Genomic DNA, 15,969 nt, shown 5'->3' with positions numbered 1-15,969 from the left:
CGCCAGAGGGCGTTGCAGTACGGCAGTTCTAAGGAGCAGGTCCATGCGTACGTCCATCGCCACCGTCTCCCTCAGTGGCTCTCTTACCGAGAAGCTGGCGGCTGCCTCGCGGGCCGGGTTCGACGGGGTCGAGATCTTCGAGAACGACCTGCTCGCGAGTCCCCTCACCCCGGAGGAGATCCGCGCCCGCTGTGCCGACCTCGGTCTGACCATCGACCTCTACCAGCCGATGCGGGACATCGAGGCCGTGCCCGAGGAGGAGTTCGCGCGCAATCTGCGGCGGGCGCGGCACAAGTTCGAGCTCATGCGGCGGCTCGGAGCCGACACGGTTCTCGTCTGCTCCAGCGTTTCGCCGCTCGCCGTGGACGACGACGCCCTCGCCGCCGAGCAGTTGAGCCAACTGGCCGATCTGGCAGAGGACTTCGGCATCCGCATCGCCTATGAGGCGCTTGCCTGGGGTCGGCACGTCAGTACGTACGACCACGCCTGGCGCATCGTCGAGAGTGCGGACCACCCGGCGCTCGGCACCTGTCTCGACAGCTTCCACATCCTTTCCCGCGGCTCGGATCCCAAGGGCATCGAGGACATCCCCGGCGAGAAGATCTTCTTCCTGCAGCTCGCGGACGCCCCGCTGCTCGCGATGGACGTCCTGCAGTGGAGCCGCCACTACCGCTGCTTCCCGGGGCAGGGCGGCTTCGACGTCGCAGGGCTCGTGCGGCACGTGCTGCGTACGGGATACGCCGGCCCGCTCTCCCTCGAGGTCTTCAACGACGTCTTCCGGCAGGCCGAGGCAGGCCCCACGGCGGTCGACGCGCACCGTTCCCTGCTGGTCCTCCAGGAGACGGTGGGCCTGGCCGATCTGCCCGCCCCCGTCGTCCCCACGGGCGTCGCCTTCGCCGAGTTGGTCACACCCGATGCCGAGCCCGTCTCGGCCGTGCTGTCCGCGCTGGGGTTCGCCCGTACGGCACGCCATCGCACCAAGCCGGTCGAACTGTGGCAGGCAGGAGAGGCCCGGGTCCTGGTCAACACCGGGCCGGCCGCCCGCCGCGACGGCACCGGGCTCGCCGCGATCGGCCTGGAGTCACCGGACCCGACGGGCGCCGCACGCCGTGCCGAGGCACTGTTGGCACCCGTTCTGCCACGCCGCCGCGCGGCCGACGACGCCCCGCTGGACGCCGTGGCGGCTCCCGACGGCACGGAGCTGTTCTTCTGCGCCACGGGCCGACCCGAACTGCCCGACTGGCGGGGAGACTTCGAGGACGTCGAGCACACCGAGGACGACTCGGGCGTGCGGCGCATCGATCATCTCGCTCTCGTCCAGCCCTGGCACCACTTCGACGAGGCCACCCTCTTCCACCGCAGCGTCCTCGGCCTGTCCGCCCAGGAGAGCGTGGACGTCGCCGATCCGTACGGCCTGCTGCGCAGCCGTGCCGTCACTTCCGCCGACGGCGGCATCCGTATCGCGTTGTCCGTCGGTGCGGCACCGGCCGACGACACGGTCCACGCCCAGCACATCGCCCTCGCCACGGACGACGTGGTGGCCGTGGCGCGTCGCTTCCGTGAGGCGGGCGGCCTGCTGTTGCCGATGCCCGCGAACTACTACGACGACCTGGCCGCCCGATTCGAGTTCGCCGACGGCGAGTTGGAGGCGTACCGCGAACTCGGGATCCTCTACGACCGGGACGCCCATGGGGAGTTCCGGCACTGCTACACGCACACCGTCGGGCGGGTGTTCTTCGAACTCGTCCAGCGTGATGGGGGATACCGGGGTTACGGCGCCCAGAACGCGCCCGTGCGGCTGGCCGCGCAGCACGCCGCGCGGCGGCTCACTGGCGGCTGACGGTTCTGGTCACGCCGGTGACGACCGTCGTGGCCAGGATCCAGCCGGTGATGATCAGGGCGTAGGAGAGGTACTGATACCAGCCCTTCGGCGCGAAGGCGCCCTCCTGGCCGAAGGAGATCACCGGGAGGAGCAGGTCGAGGGTGTAGAAGACCGGGCTGAAGTGGGGAGCCTCGGCCGCCTTGAGCGGGCGTGGGTGGTGCAGGGCGTACGAGATCGAGCCGATCGCCAGGAGCGACAGCAGCCAGACGGCGGCGCGCAGGGGGCGGAAGCCGTAGCCGACGGTGGCGTCCTGGACGTAGCCCCAGACGCGGCCGTACCAGGCGCGGGTGGAGCGCAGGCGGCGCTGCTTGGCAAGTTGGACCAGGCGGGCCGCGTAGTCGTCGCCGATACGGCGGTAGGCCGCGGTCAACTGCTCATAGGCGTGGGGTTCGTAGGCGAGGTCCCGGTCCAGCATCGGCAGCCGGCGTTCGGCGGGTTCGTGCGGGGTGAGCGTGGTGTAGGTGAGGTCGCTGAGGAAGACCTTGTCCGGCAGTATCTCCGGGTCCAGATACAGGACTTCGATGTGCGCGCGGCGCAGGTTGAGGATCCCCTCGATGACGCCGCCCTTGCGCAGCCACAGCTCGCCGACGGTGCAACTGCTCACGCGCAACGCCGTGCCGTCGGCGTTCGACAGGTGCGCGCGGGTCAGGTCGAAGCGACCCGGTGTGCGAGAGCCGCGGAAGTCGACGCGACCTTGGGCCCGCACGTGTCGCATGCGAAGGTCGGCGCCCGTTTCGAAGGTCAGGGCACTCAGCGCGGTGGCTCCGGGGTTGTGGAACTCTGCCCCCTCCAGATTCACCGCGCCGGCCACGGAAGCCCCGTCGAACCGTGTCTGGCCGTATGCCCGCATCTCCGGCGCCCACATGTCGTCGCCGATCTCGGCATGGTTCAGCTGCAGGACCGGCTCGTCGGCGTCCGGCGACGTGAACTCGGCCCTGTCCATGAACAGTGCCGCGGAGATCTGCGCCCCGCCGAGCCGCACGGGTCCCCGGAACCGGCATTCCGTCATGCGCAGCACGCCGTCGATCCGGGTGCTGCCCACGCTCACGCCGGGCAGTACGGAACCCCTCAGATTGAGCTGGCGCAGTCGTGTGCCGTAGAGATTGGGCTCGTCGTCGAAGGAGCAGTGCGTGAGGCTGACGGCGTGGTCCAGCACCGCGTACATCAGGGACAGCTTCCCGGTGATCCGGGCCCCCGCCACCTTGAGGGCGGCGATCTCGCCCTCCTCCTGCGGCGCGCCGACCAGGAGCGCCTTCAGCACCGACGCCCTCAGTGTGCGCTCGGGCCCCCAACCGTTCCCGTCGGCCGCGTCCTCGTCCGGGGTCGTGCGGAAGTCCACCCGCTCGCCCCGCGCGAAGGCGCGCCACACCCGCTCCTCGGCCGGCGTCAGATCATTGATCTCCACACAGCGGGACTCTAATCCCACAACTCCGCATGCCGCCGGTGCGTGTCCGTCAGCCCGTTCACGAAGAACCGCTCGTAGTACTCCCGTTCCACGTGATGGGCCTGCAACCAGATGCCCGGCACATGGATCGCGTCCGTGTGCGCCGGGAACCGGCGGTGGGTGCGGATGACGTACTCGCAGATGTCCCGCGCGCAGTCGATGACCCGCTCGTCGTACTCGCTTGCCTCCGCGACGTAGCGCTGCCCGTAGTCCTCCTTGTAGATGCGGGTGAAGACGTCCTTGTCGGTGTAGATCCCGCCGGTGCCGAACTTGGCGCCGATCACCGAATCGACCGCGTCCGACATCGACTTGTGCGCGGGCGGACACGCGGCCGCGATGAGGGATTCGCCCTCCCGCGAGGTGAGCCCCACCGGGTGGGAGCGCAGGGTCGCGTACGTCGGGAGGGGGACGTGCCAGCGCCACACGTCCGCGAGCCGCCAGCGCGGGGTGACGAAGGTGAAGCCGAGCATCCTGCCGTACGCCCGCGAGAACTTCGGGTCGCCCAGGGCTATTTGGGGGTTGATCGACGCGTGGATCCAGGCGCCGAGTCCCATCGCCTCCGTCGTCAGCATCAGGTTCTGGAGGAGCAGATCCGCCTCTATCTGCGTGCGCATCGGGCCGAGCGCGCCGAGCGGGAGCTTCAGGTCCCCGTTCAGGAAACCGTTCCTGACCCACTTCTTCACCCCGGCGGGGCGGTAGAAGTTGCGGTCGTCCACGAGAGTGGGGCGGGCGCCGTCCGGTTGTGTCAGCAGGTACATCAACGCGTTGATGTACTGGTGGGAGAGGTCCACCACCGGGAAGAACACCGTCGTTCCGGCCAGGTTGGACAGGAAGCGGTTCGAGTCGAGGTACGCCGGGAAGTCCCGCTTGTTCTGCGGTACGTCGAGCCGGTGGTCGAGGACCTTCACCTTGGCCTGCGCTGCCCGCGACACCAACGTCTCGGCGTCGAACGGCTCTTGGGGCGCGGGCGACAGCTTGCGCAGGTAGTACGTGCCCGTGTCGTTGATCATGAAGAAGTGCGTGCCCTGCGCGTTGTCCGGGCTGCCCGCGGTCCGGCCGGCCATGGTCAGGTTGGGCTTGGCCATGATGGGCTTGCCGTCGCGGGGGTCCTCGAAGGGGCGGTCCGGCATGGTGAGGCCCGTGCAGCCGGTGATCGCGATCAGCACCGCCTCCTCCAGCTCCGACAGCGGCTGTCGGGTGTGCGTGGAGCGGTAGCTCATCGAACCGGCCGGGACCGACGCGCCCCGGCTGACGCGGTGGGTGCGCCGGTGCCAGACCGTGTCCAGCAGGGGCCGGCCGAACAGGTCGGCCAGCCCCGGGTGTCCGTCAACTGTGCTCATTCACGCCCCCGTTGACGCCTTCGTCGCCCGTGGGCCGCACCGTCCGCCACGGCGCGAACGCGCTCGCCCGGCGCGGCAGCAGCGCCGCCAGCTCCGGGCAGTGCCGCAGGATCACGGAGTTCATGCCGCCCCGCTCCACCCAGTCGATGCCCAGCGGCGTGTACACCTCGGGCCGGTAGTCGACGTTGAGGAAGCGGTCGGACTGCAGGCGCCGGGTCGCCATCAGGATGAAGATGCGGAACGCCGTGTCGCTGAAGCCGAAGCCGGTCGGCGGGTTCTCCCCGAACAGCCCTACCACCGTGTCGATCTCGTCGACCGAGCCGTAGACCTCCTTGAGCCGGGCGAGCGTCTCCGCGTTCTCCGTGAGCTCCTCGAAGGAGCGGATGCGCGGCTTGTGCAGGCCCTCGCGGAAGTCGTTGTAGCGCGGCACGCCACGGCGCCGAGTCCGTACGAGGTCCACCACCGACAGGTCGATGATCTCGCCGTCCCGCTCGAAGTGCTGGAGCGAGCGCGGGTAGTTGTGCAGGGTGATCGCGCCCGGGTGGGCGATGCCGAAGGAGTACAGGCTGTTCGCCAGCCCCGTCTTGCGGATCTGCGACTCCGCCGCCCCGCCCTGGATGTCCAGGAAGCCCACCGTCTCCAGACGCTGCCCGAAGTGGTGCTCGCGCAGCTCGAAGTCGTCGGGGACCAGCGGGTGCATGCGGTAGACGGTGACGAAGTCCTCGGTGAGCGAGTACGGGGCCGTGTGGTGGTCGGGCAGGGTCTTCGGGATGCCGGTGAGCGAGTGCGCCTCGAACAGCCACAGGCCCAGCTGGTTGAGCCAGTTCTTCGGCGGGCCCTGCCAGTTGGTCTTCAACCCTATGTCGATCGCCTCGGTGGCGAGGATTGCCGGGGTCCACTCCACCGTGTGGATCTTCGCGATCAGCGCCGAGACGACGAGCCGGCCGGTCTGGTAGATCCGCTCCTCGCTCATCGCGGGGTACTCGGCGCGCAGCGCGGCGCACACCGCGTTGTGCTCGCGGGCGAACAGCGTGTGCATGGCGCTGAGGCCCATCCACCAGCTCTCGTTGAAGCCGGTGAGCGGTACGCCGCCGTTGGTGCCGGAGGGCAAGTGGCCGTCCTCCAGGCGGAGTTCGGCGCGTCCGTCGGCCTCGCGCAGGAAGCGGGCGGTCTGCTCGTTCTCGCCGTACACCTCGGAGCCGTCCCACCAGTGGGAGGCGACGTTGCCGAAGAGGAGGGGCGGGCCGCCCGGTGTCTCGATGCCCTCGTTCTCCGCGAACCTCATCACGTTCTCGCCGGGGCCGCCGGGCGTGTTGTGCCAGGGCCCGCTGCCGGGCGGCAGTGGCACCTCGACACTGCGCTCACCGGCCTTGTACCGGCGGTGGTTGACCCAGTCGTGCACCTGGAACTGGATCCAGGCCGCGGCCAGGACATTGAGCGAGGTCGCGGGCACGAAGCTCTCGCGGTACAGGAGTTCGCGGCTGACGGTGACCGGGTTCGGGGTGTCGAAGAGGTCGGGACGGTAGTCCGGCTTCAGGTTGCGTCCGAAGGCCGCGCCGACCGCGCCCATCTTCGGGGCCGACAGATCGTTGTACGTCCCGTCGTACGACCGCTCGCCGCGCAGCCGCTCCGGGATCGGCGCCGGGACCCGCTGGGCTTTCGGCGGCGCCTCGCGCGGCTCGGTGTCGAGCAGGTTGCGGCGGCGCAGCACCTTGCGCAGGAACACCAGGTTCAGCAGGCTCAGCTGCAACGGCAGCCGGTGCCAGGGGACATACCGGTTCAGCAGGACGAAGGCCGCTTCCGTCGGGCGGCCGATCAGACGGTTGCGCAAGGGCTCCTCGGTGACGAACCTCAACCCCAGCCGGTGCGCGCTCGCCGCCTGGTACGCGGCCTTCCGGGCCCGGTTGAGGTTGCCCAGCGGACGGAACTCGTCCGTCGTGTACCAGGGGTTGAAGGCGAGGTCCTCGATCCGGCGTACGGTCTCACGGGCCCCGGCCGTGTTCAGGTCCTGGCGCGGGATCGTGAGCCGGGCCACCGCGATCGCGGGCGCCACCCCGTCCCGCCACTCCACCGAGGCGTCCTCGACCGGAGTGCGCCGTTCGTCGACGAACCGCTGCACGCACAGGTCGTAGCTGACGTCCCGCTGTGCCAGGCGGCGCGCGAACTCCCGGTGCAGAATGTCGGGGTCCCGGGGGTCCGTCGCGGACGCGGGCGGGCTGCCCGGTATGGGCCGCAGCAGGAACCGCACCGGTCCCGCCTCACCCCACAGGATCGCGCCCCGGCTCCAGAAGGTCTCGTTGGCAAGGGAGTCGACGGTGTGCCGGGTGGCCGCGCGCACATTGCGGCGCATCCGGTTCGCGGTGCCGAGTCCCACGGCCAGCGGCAGCTTCACCAGCAGCCCGAACGCCTTTTGCACGGGGCTGCGGGCGCCCGCCATGGCCTTCGCGAAGGCCACGAACTCCCGTGCGTTGCGGGCGTGCGAGACCGGATAACTGGTCGCCAGCAGGTCGTGGCTCTCCTCGTCCGACACCTGTACCCGCACGGCCGCCCCGCGCAGGTCGGGCGAGCCGTCGCCCTGCCGGATCCCGCTCGCGTTGGACAGCCGCACCACCGCCGGATACTCGGCGCCCGGCCGGGCGAACCCGACGCGCAGCGCCGCGGGGAGATCGTCGTGGAAGCGCAGCCGCGCGTTCTCCACGGCCACCGGCGCCTTGGCATGGAAGGTCCGGGCGATCCCACCGCCTCCCGCCCGCCGGTTCTTGACCTGCACCTTCATCAGTTCCCCGGCCAGCTGCTCGAACAACAGCCGTTCCGCCTCGGGACTACCGCCTTCGTACCGCTCGTAGTGCGGTTCTTGCCGCCCGGTCTCGGCCATGGGTCGTTTCCTTACGTACGGATACGTACGGGACAGGGCCCTGCACGCTACCTACGCCCCAGGGCGCTCGCAGCGATGGTTCGCGCCGATGTGCTCCGTCTTGCGCCTCATGCGAACAATTGGGCGGCGAGCGGCATTTGGGCACGTCAGTCGAGCCTGTGAGGGAGCCGTAACCTGCTGTGCCCGTACCACGGGCGCGCCCGCTCCCCAGCAGCCCCGTCCGCCGCCCCCGCGGTGGCCGGGGAACGACTCCCTCCCGGTTGACGGCTCCCGGCCGCGGTGGTGTGCTCACCACCCGCAGACGACCCGGGGGAGGTCCCACATGCGGGACGCCTACGTCAAAGGGCCCAGTTACGCTGCGTTGCGCCCCTGCAAGCCGGACACGGATCCGAGCAGCTTCCCGGTCTACCCCGACCTGGTCGACCGGCTCGTCGAGGACAAGCACCAGCCCGACCCCGACGGAGTCGTCCCGCACGTCCTGGCGACCTGTGCGGCCTACTCGTACGCCGGATTCGAGCAGCACAGCGACCCGGAGACCCTCTCCATGATCATGACCCGGCTCGGTCTGGAGGAGAACGACTGCCGGGTCTTCGAGCAGCGCGTCGACGCCATGTACATCGCGTCCGCCGCCTATCTGATCCAGGACAAGGACCGCAGGGTCGCGATCCTCTGCTACCGCGGCACCCAGCCCGAGGACATCATCAGCATCCTCACCGACGCCGACGTACGACCGGAGATGCTCGCCGTCGAGCTGGAGGGCAGGAAGTACGACGTCCACGCCGGCTTCTACCGCAACGTCCGGGCCACCCGCCACCTGATCATCGAGGCCCTGGAACGCGCCGTGCGCGGCGAGTCCCTCGACCCCGAGGAGCAGGGCACCCGCGGCGGCGGCCTGGAGGCCCTCTACATCACCGGGCACAGCCTCGGCGCCGCCATGGCCGCGATCATGGCGGTCACCCTCGTCCACGAGCCCCGCTACCGGCACATCGCCGAGAAGCTCAAGGGCGTCTACACCTTCGGCCAGCCCATGGTCGGCGGCCCCGACCTGGCCCGCGCCTGCGAGGAGACACCCGGCCCGCACGACACGTACGTGCTGCGCGACCGTCTGATCCGCTACATCTTCGACCGGGACGTCGTCCCCTCCCTGCCGCCCCGGCCGGTCGGCCCCTACGCCCCCTTCGGCCGCGAGTTCCACTACCGCAGGCGGCACGGACCCGTCGACGCCGCGCTCACCTTCGCCGCCGAGTCGGCGATCGACGGCCTGACCCTGCCGAGCGACGTCCTGCGCACGGCCGTCGACCGGGACTGGGGAGGCCTGCTGGTCCGTGTCACCGAAGGGGTACGGCGGTCCGTACGTCCCCTGCTGCGCGCCGGCGGGGAGGGCTGGACCGAGGTCACGGAACCGGGCCTGCACTACCCGCAGATGGACAGCCTCGCGGGTCTCGCCGTCGTGGCGCCGCTGGCGTTCTTCGCGACCCGGCTGGCACTGACCCGGACGATCCCGTTCAAGTACTCCTTCGACGACCACGGCCCGGGCCACTACGTCAACGCGCTTGCTCCACCAGGGGTGTTGAGCGAGTTCGGAGACGTTCTGTAGCCCGGGCCGGAGTACGGTCCCGTGGTTCTACGGCCTGCTGTTCCACTCGGCGATCACCGGGCGGTCGTGCTCGGTCGACAGGCGGCTGACGGTGCCCGTCGCCAGCTGGAAGAGCCGCCCCTCCGCCGGTGCGAGACCGAGCCGACGGGCCGTCAGGACCCGTAGGAAATGGGCGTGGGCCACGAGGATCACGTCGCCGTCGGCGAGCGCCGCGTCCGCCCGGGACAGCACGCGGTCGGCGCGCAGGCCGATCTGCTCGGGCGACTCGCCGGGGTGCCCGTCCGGGTCGGGCGGTACCCCGTCGGTCCACAGGTCCCAGTCGGGCCGGGTGCGGTGGATCTCGACGGTGGTGATGCCCTCGTAGGCGCCGTAGTCCCACTCGTGCAGGCCGGGTTCGACGACGGCTGCGGGGATGCCCGCGAGTTCGGCGGTGCGTATCGCGCGGTCGAGCGGGCTGGTCAGGGCGAGTGCGTAGGTCCGCCGGCAGAGGAGTGGAGCGAGGGACTTGGCCTGCTCCTCACCGTGCTGGGTGAGGGGCAGGTCGGTCCAGCTGGTGTGCTGTCCCGACACGCTCCACTCCGTCTCGCCGTGGCGGACCAGGAGAAGGTCCCCCACGACGCGCTACTCCTTGGACTCGACGGCGTGCCCGCCGAACTGGTTGCGCAGGGCGGCGATCATCTTCATCTGCGGCGAGTCGTCCTGGCGGGACGCGAACCGCGCGAAGAGGGAGGCGGTGATCGTGGGCAGCGGCACCGCGTTGTCGATGGCCGCCTCGACGGTCCAGCGGCCCTCGCCGGAGTCCTGCGCGAAGCCCTTGAGCTTGTCGAGGTGCTCATCGGCGTCCAGCGCGTTGACCGCCAGGTCCAGCAGCCAGGAGCGGATGACGGTGCCGTCCTGCCAGGACCGGAAGACCTCGCGGACGCTGTCCACGGAGTCGATCTTCTCCAGCAGCTCCCAGCCCTCGGCGTAGGCCTGCATCATGGCGTACTCGATGCCGTTGTGGACCATCTTGGAGAAGTGCCCGGCGCCGACCTTGCCCGCGTGGACATAGCCGTACGGGCCCTCGGGCTTGAGCGCCTCGAAGATCGGCTGGAGCCGCTCGACGTCCTTCTTGTCGCCGCCGACCATCAGCGCGTAGCCGTTCTCCAGGCCCCACACACCGCCGGAGACGCCCGCGTCGACGAAGCCGATGCCCTTGTCGGCCAGCTCCGCGGCGTGCTTCTCGTCGTCCGTCCAGCGGGAGTTGCCGCCGTCGACGACCGTGTCGCCGGCGGAGAGGAGCCCGCCCAGCTCGTCGACGACGGACTGGGTCGCGACGCCGGCCGGGACCATCACCCAGACCACGCGCGGGGCTTCGAGCTTGTCGACCAGTTCGGCCAGGCTGGCCGCGTCGGAGAGGTCGGGGTTGCGGTCGTAGCCGATGACGGTGTGGCCGGCGCGGCGGATCCGCTCGCGCATGTTGCCGCCCATCTTGCCGAGACCGATGAGACCGAGCTGCATGTTCAGTTCACTTCCTTGAGCTCGCGGTACGCGGCCACGAGAGCGGTGGTGGAGGGATCGAGACCGGGCACCGAGCCCGCCGCGGCAGCGGCTGATGTGAACGGCTCGGTCAGGGCGGGTTCGACGCGCCTGGCGAGGACCTTGCCGAGCTCGACGCCCCACTGGTCGAAGGAGTCGATGTTCCAGACGGCACCCTGGACGAACACCTTGTGCTCGTAGAGGGCGATCAGCTGGCCGAGGACGGAGGGGGTGAGTTCCCTGGCCAGGATGGTGGTGGTGGGGTGGTTGCCCTGGAAGGTGCGGTGCGGCACCTGCGCCTCGGACACGCCCTCCGCACGCACCTCGTCCGAGGTCTTGCCGAAGGCGAGCGCCTGGCCCTGCGCGAACAGGTTGGCCATCAACAGGTCGTGCTGCGCCTTGAGTTCGTCACTCAGCTCGGCCGCCGGACGCGCGAAGCCGATGAGGTCCGCGGGGATGAGCCGGGTGCCCTGATGGATCAACTGGTAGTAGGCGTGCTGCCCGTTGGTGCCGGGCGTGCCCCACACCACCGGTCCGGTCGCCCAGCCCACCACGTGGCCGTCGCGGTCGACCGACTTGCCGTTGGACTCCATGTCCAGCTGCTGCAGATACGCGGTGAACTTCGACAGGTAGTGGCTGTACGGCAGCACCGCATGGGACTCGGCGTCGAAGAAGTTGCCGTACCAGACGCCCAACAGGCCCAGGATCAGCGGGGCGTTGGCCTCGGCGGGCGCGCTTCGGAAGTGCTCGTCGACGATGTGGAAGCCGTCGAGCAGCTCGCGGAAGTGGTCCGGGCCGATCGCGATCATCAGGGACAGGCCGATGGCCGAGTCGAAGGAGTACCGTCCGCCGACCCAGTCCCAGAACTCGAACATGTTGTCCGGGTCGATGCCGAACTCGGTGACCTTGCCGGCGTTCGTCGACAGGGCGACGAAGTGCTTGGCGACGGCCTTGTCCTCGCCGAGTCCGCCCGGGCCGTTCAGCAGCCAGGAGCGGGCCGACGTGGCGTTGGTGATGGTCTCGATCGTGGTGAACGTCTTGGACGCGACGATGAACAGCGTCTGAGCCGGGTCCAGGTCCCGTACCGCCTCGTGGAGGTCGGCGCCGTCGACGTTCGAGACGAAACGGAACGTCAACTCCCGTGCCGTGAAGGTGCGCAGTGCCTCGTACGCCATCGCCGGACCGAGGTCGGAGCCGCCGATGCCGATGTTGACGACGTTCTTGATGCGCTTTCCGGTGTGGCCCGTCCAGGCGCCGGAGCGGACCCGCTCGGCGAAGGCGCTCATCTTGTCGAGCACGGCGTGCACCTGGGGGACGACGTTCTCGCCGTCGACCTCGATCACGGCGTCCCGCGGGGCGCGCAGCGCGGTGTGCAGGACCGCCCGGTCCTCGGTGACGTTGATCTTCTCGCCGCGGAACATGGCGTCGCGCAGTCCGAACACGTCGGTGGCGGCGGCCAGTTCCTGCAGCAGGGCGAGCGTCTCGTCGTTGATCAGGTGCTTGGAGTAGTCGATGCGCAGGTCACCGACGCGCACGACGTACCGCTCGGCGCGGGAGGGATCCGCCGCGAACAGCTCACGCAGCCGCGGGCGCTGCAGCACGTCCGCGCGGTGGTCCTCCAGGGCCGTCCACTGGGGGCGCCGGGTGAGCCTGGGGGAGTCGGACGAGGAGTCAGACATGTGAGGGGGTCTCCTTGGTGCCCTCGCCGCGCAGGGCGACGGCGTACATCTCGTCGGCGTCGAGGCGGCGGAGCTCCTCGGCGATGAGTTCGGAGGTGGTGCGGACCTTGAGGGCGAGGGTGCGCGAGGGCTGGCCGGGCAGGGACAGCGTCGCGAGGGGGCCCTCGGGGCGGTCGATGACGACCTCGCCGTCCGCGGTGCCGAGGCGTACCGCGGTGACGACCGGTCCCGCCGTGACGACGCGGTCGATCGTCACCTTCAGCCGCGCCTCCAGCCAGCGCGCGAGCAGCTCGGCGGCCGGGTTGTCGGCCTCGGCCTCCACGGCCCCCGAGATGATCTGTGCCCGGGCCTGGTCCAGGGCCGCCGCCAGCATCGAGCGCCACGGGGTCAGCCGGGTCCAGGCCAGGTCGGTGTCGCCGGGCGCGTAGCAGCGGATGCGGGCCTGAAGCGTCTCGAGGGGGTTCTCGACGGCGTACAGGTCGGTGATCCTGCGCTGCGCGAGGGCGCCCAGCGGGTCCTTCGACGGCACCTCCGGCGCGTCCACCGGCCACCACACGACGACCGGGGCGTCCGGCAGCAGCAGCGGCAGGACGACGGAGTCGGCGTGGTCGGACACCTCGCCGTAGGTGCGCAGCACGACCGTCTCACCGGTGCCCGCGTCGGCGCCCACCCGGACCTCGGCGTCCAGCTTGGACGCCATGCGGTCGCGCGGGGTGCGGGCGTGCCGCTTGATGACGACCAGGGTGCGCGAGGGGTGCTCGTGCGAGGCCTCCTCGGCCGCCTTGATCGCGTCGTAGGCGTTCTCCTCGTCCGTGACGATGACCATCGTCAGGACCATGCCCACGGCGGGGGTGCCGATGGCGCGGCGGCCCTGCACCAGCGCCTTGTTGATCTTGCTTGCCGTGGTGTCGGTCAGGTCGATCTTCATGGCCTGCGCCAGCTCCGTCCGTCTCGTGCGAGCATCTCGTCGGCTTCCTCGGGTCCCCAGCTGCCCGAGGGGTACTGCGCGGGCTTGCCGTTCCGCGCCCAGTACTCCTCGATCGGGTCGAGGATCTTCCAGGACTCTTCCACTTCCTGGTGACGGGGGAACAGGTTGGCGTCGCCGAGCAGTACGTCCAGGATGAGGCGCTCGTACGCTTCCGGGCTGGACTCGGTGAAGGACTCGCCGTAGGCGAAGTCCATCGAGACGTCCCGGATCTCCATCGAGGTGCCCGGCACCTTGGAGCCGAACCGGACGGTCATGCCCTCGTCGGGCTGGACGCGGATGACGATCGCGTTCTGGCCGAGCTCCTCCGTGGCGGAGGAGTCGAAGGGGGAGTGCGGTGCCCGCTTGAAGACGACCGCGATCTCGGTGACGCGGCGGCCCAGGCGCTTGCCGGTGCGCAGGTAGAAGGGGATGCCCGCCCAGCGGCGGTTGTCCACCTCCAGCTTGATGGCCGCGTAGGTGTCGGTCTTCGACTGGGGGTCGATGCCGTCTTCCTGGAGGTAGCCGGCCACCTTCGCACCGCCCTGCCAGCCCTCCGCGTACTGCGCCAGAACCGTGTGCTCGCCCAGCTTCTCCGGCAGCCGCACGGACTTGAGGACCTTGAGCTTCTCGGTGAGCAGCGACTCGGCGTCGAACGCGATCGGCTCCTCCATCGCGGTGAGCGCCATCAGCTGGAGGAGGTGGTTCTGGATGACGTCACGGGCGGCGCCGATGCCGTCGTAGTAGCCGGCCCGGCCGCCGATGCCGATGTCCTCGGCCATCGTGATCTGGATGTGGTCGACGTACGACCGGTTCCAGATGGGCTCGTACATCTGGTTGGCGAAGCGGAGCGCCAGGATGTTCTGGACGGTCTCCTTGCCGAGGTAGTGGTCGATGCGGAACACCTGGTCCGGCTCGAACACGTCGTGCACGAGCGCGTTCAGCTCACGGGCGCTGCCCAGGTCGTGCCCGAACGGCTTCTCGATGACCGCGCGCCGCCAGGAGCCCTCGGGCGCGTCCGCGAGACCGTGCTTCTTCAGCTGCTGGACGACCTTCGGGAAGAACTTCGGCGGTACGGAGAGGTAGAAGGCGTAGTTGCCGCTCGTGCCGCGCGCCTTGTCGAGCTCGTCGACGGTGCTGCGCAGCTGCTCGAAGGCCGTGTCGTCGTCGAAGGCACCCGGAATGAACCGCATGCCCTCGGCGAGCTGCTGCCAGACCTCCTCGCGGAACTCGGTGCGCGCGTGCTCACGGACCGAGTCGTGCACGACCTGTGCGAAGTCCTGGTCCTCCCAGTCCCGGCGGGCGAACCCGACGAGTGAGAAGCCCGGCGGCAGCATGCCGCGGTTGGCGAGGTCGTAGACGGCGGGCATCAGCTTCTTGCGGGACAGGTCGCCGGTGACGCCGAAGAGGACGAGTCCGGACGGGCCGGCGATCCGGGGCAGACGGCGGTCGCGCTCGTCGCGCAGGGGGTTGGCCCAGTCGTGGGCCGAATCGACCGCAAATTGCTCGGTCATTCTGCGTCAACTCCCTTGCTGTCCAAGGACTTCGTCACGGCGTTCAGCAGGTCCTGCCAGGCCACCTCGAACTTGGCGACGCCCTCGTCCTCAAGCTGTCCCACGACCTCGTCGTACGAGATCCCGAGCCCTTCTACGGCGGCCAGGTCGGCGCGCGCCTGGGCGTAGCCGCCGGTGACCGTGTCGCCGGTGATCTCGCCGTGGTCGGCGGTGGCGTCGAGCGTGGCCTCCGGCATCGTGTTGACGGTGCCGGGCGCGACCAGCTCGTCGACGTACAGCGTGCTCTTGTAGGCCGGGTCCTTCACGCCGGTGGAGGCCCACAGCGGGCGCTGCTTGTTGGCCCTGGCACCGGTGAGGGCGGTCCAGCGCTCACCCTTGAAGACCTCCTCGTAGGCCTCGTAGGCGAGCCGCGCGTTGGCGAGGGCGGCCCTGCCCTTGAGGGCGAGGGCCTCGTCCGTGCCCAGCACCGTCAGGCGCTTGTCGATCTCGGAGTCGACGCGGGAGACGAAGAAGGAGGCCACGGAGTGGATGACGGAGAGGTCGAGGCCCTTGGCGGCGGCCTTCTCCAGGCCGGCCAGGTAGGCGTCCATGACCTCGCGGTAGCGCTCCAGGGAGAAGATCAGCGTGACGTTGACGCTGATGCCGAGGCCGGTGACCTCGGTGATGGCCGGGAGGCCCGCCTTCGTCGCCGGGATCTTGATCATGACGTTGGGGCGGTCGACCAGCCAGAAGAGCTGCTTCGCCTCGGCGATGGTGGCCGCCGTGTTGTGGGCCAGGCGCGGGTCGACCTCGATGGAGACCCGGCCGTCGCGGCCGCCGGTCGCGTCGTACACCGGCCGCAGGACGTCGGCGGCGGCGCGGACGTCGGCGGTGGTCATCATCCGTACGGCCTCGTCGACCGTGACGCCGCGGACGGCCAGGTCGGCGAGCTGCTCCTCGTAGCCCTCGCCGGAGCCGATGGCGGCCTGGAAGATGGACGGGTTGGTGGTCACGCCCACCACGTGCTTGGTCTCGACGAGTTCGGCGAGGTTGCCGGACTCGATCCGGCTGCGCGACAGGTCGTCCAGCCAGATGGAGACGCCTTCGTCGCTGAGGCGCTTGAGGGCTCCCGCGGTCGCGGATGCTTCGGTCACAGTGCTCATCTTCTTTCTGGCGA

The 15,969-nt window shown here is 69.9% G+C and carries 11 protein-coding genes; 2 read left to right on the top strand and 9 right to left on the bottom strand.

Annotated elements, in window-relative coordinates:
* Window positions 1-43: 43 nt before the first annotated feature.
* Window positions 44-1,840, top strand: coding sequence for a bifunctional sugar phosphate isomerase/epimerase/4-hydroxyphenylpyruvate dioxygenase family protein (locus OG303_RS11195; RefSeq protein ID WP_405867396.1), 1,797 nt, complete (start codon window positions 44-46; stop codon window positions 1,838-1,840).
* On the opposite strand, the gene OG303_RS11190 is transcribed toward OG303_RS11195, so the two are convergent.
* The 3 genes from OG303_RS11190 to OG303_RS11180 are packed head-to-tail and all read right to left on the bottom strand — an operon-like array spanning window position 1,827 to window position 7,541.
* Window positions 1,827-3,287, bottom strand: coding sequence for a membrane-associated oxidoreductase (locus OG303_RS11190; RefSeq protein WP_405867394.1), 1,461 nt, complete (start codon window positions 3,285-3,287; stop codon window positions 1,827-1,829). The genes OG303_RS11195 and OG303_RS11190 overlap by 14 nt on opposite strands.
* An 11-nt stretch (window positions 3,288-3,298) precedes the next feature.
* Window positions 3,299-4,666, bottom strand: coding sequence for a hypothetical protein (locus tag OG303_RS11185; RefSeq protein ID WP_405867392.1), 1,368 nt, complete (start codon window positions 4,664-4,666; stop codon window positions 3,299-3,301).
* Entirely contained in the window at window positions 4,653-7,541 is a 2,889-nt protein-coding gene (locus tag OG303_RS11180; protein WP_405867390.1) for a peroxidase family protein, read from the bottom strand. The genes OG303_RS11185 and OG303_RS11180 overlap by 14 nt, the downstream gene beginning before the upstream one ends.
* 322 nt (window positions 7,542-7,863) lie before the next feature.
* On the opposite strand from OG303_RS11180, the gene OG303_RS11175 reads away from it, so the two are divergent.
* The gene (locus OG303_RS11175) at window positions 7,864-9,138 is read left to right on the top strand and encodes a lipase family protein (protein WP_405867388.1); all 1,275 of its coding nucleotides are present in this window, start codon (window positions 7,864-7,866) and stop codon (window positions 9,136-9,138) included.
* Window positions 9,139-9,165: 27 nt separating this feature from the next.
* On the opposite strand, the gene OG303_RS11170 is transcribed toward OG303_RS11175, so the two are convergent.
* The 6 genes from OG303_RS11170 to tal are packed head-to-tail and all read right to left on the bottom strand — an operon-like array spanning window position 9,166 to window position 15,955.
* Complete coding sequence (locus tag OG303_RS11170; RefSeq protein WP_405867386.1) at window positions 9,166-9,753, bottom strand: histidine phosphatase family protein; 588 nt, start codon at window positions 9,751-9,753, stop codon at window positions 9,166-9,168.
* 6 nt (window positions 9,754-9,759) lie between these two features.
* Window positions 9,760-10,638 (bottom strand): phosphogluconate dehydrogenase (NAD(+)-dependent, decarboxylating), encoded by an 879-nt coding sequence (gnd, locus tag OG303_RS11165; RefSeq protein ID WP_405867384.1) that lies wholly within the window; start codon window positions 10,636-10,638, stop codon window positions 9,760-9,762.
* 2 nt (window positions 10,639-10,640) lie between these two features.
* Window positions 10,641-12,335, bottom strand: a complete 1,695-nt coding sequence (gene pgi, locus OG303_RS11160; RefSeq protein WP_405867382.1) for a glucose-6-phosphate isomerase — start codon at window positions 12,333-12,335, stop codon at window positions 10,641-10,643.
* On the bottom strand, window positions 12,328-13,263 hold the full coding sequence (opcA, locus tag OG303_RS11155) for a glucose-6-phosphate dehydrogenase assembly protein OpcA (RefSeq protein WP_405867380.1): 936 nt from the start codon (window positions 13,261-13,263) through the stop codon (window positions 12,328-12,330). The genes pgi and opcA overlap by 8 nt, the downstream gene beginning before the upstream one ends.
* Window positions 13,260-14,813, bottom strand: a complete 1,554-nt coding sequence (gene zwf / locus OG303_RS11150; protein ID WP_405867378.1) for a glucose-6-phosphate dehydrogenase — start codon at window positions 14,811-14,813, stop codon at window positions 13,260-13,262. Before zwf ends, opcA begins: the two co-directional genes overlap by 4 nt.
* Window positions 14,810-15,955: a transaldolase gene (gene tal, locus OG303_RS11145; RefSeq protein WP_405867376.1), complete on the bottom strand. Its 1,146-nt coding sequence runs from the start codon at window positions 15,953-15,955 to the stop codon at window positions 14,810-14,812. The genes zwf and tal overlap by 4 nt, the downstream gene beginning before the upstream one ends.
* Window positions 15,956-15,969 lie beyond the last annotated feature (14 nt).

The organism is Streptomyces sp. NBC_00005 (assembly GCF_045160215.1).
GTDB lineage: Bacteria > Actinomycetota > Actinomycetes > Streptomycetales > Streptomycetaceae > Streptomyces.
Note: the sequence above shows the minus strand (reverse complement) of the source record. Positions and strands in the feature narration are given on the sequence as shown.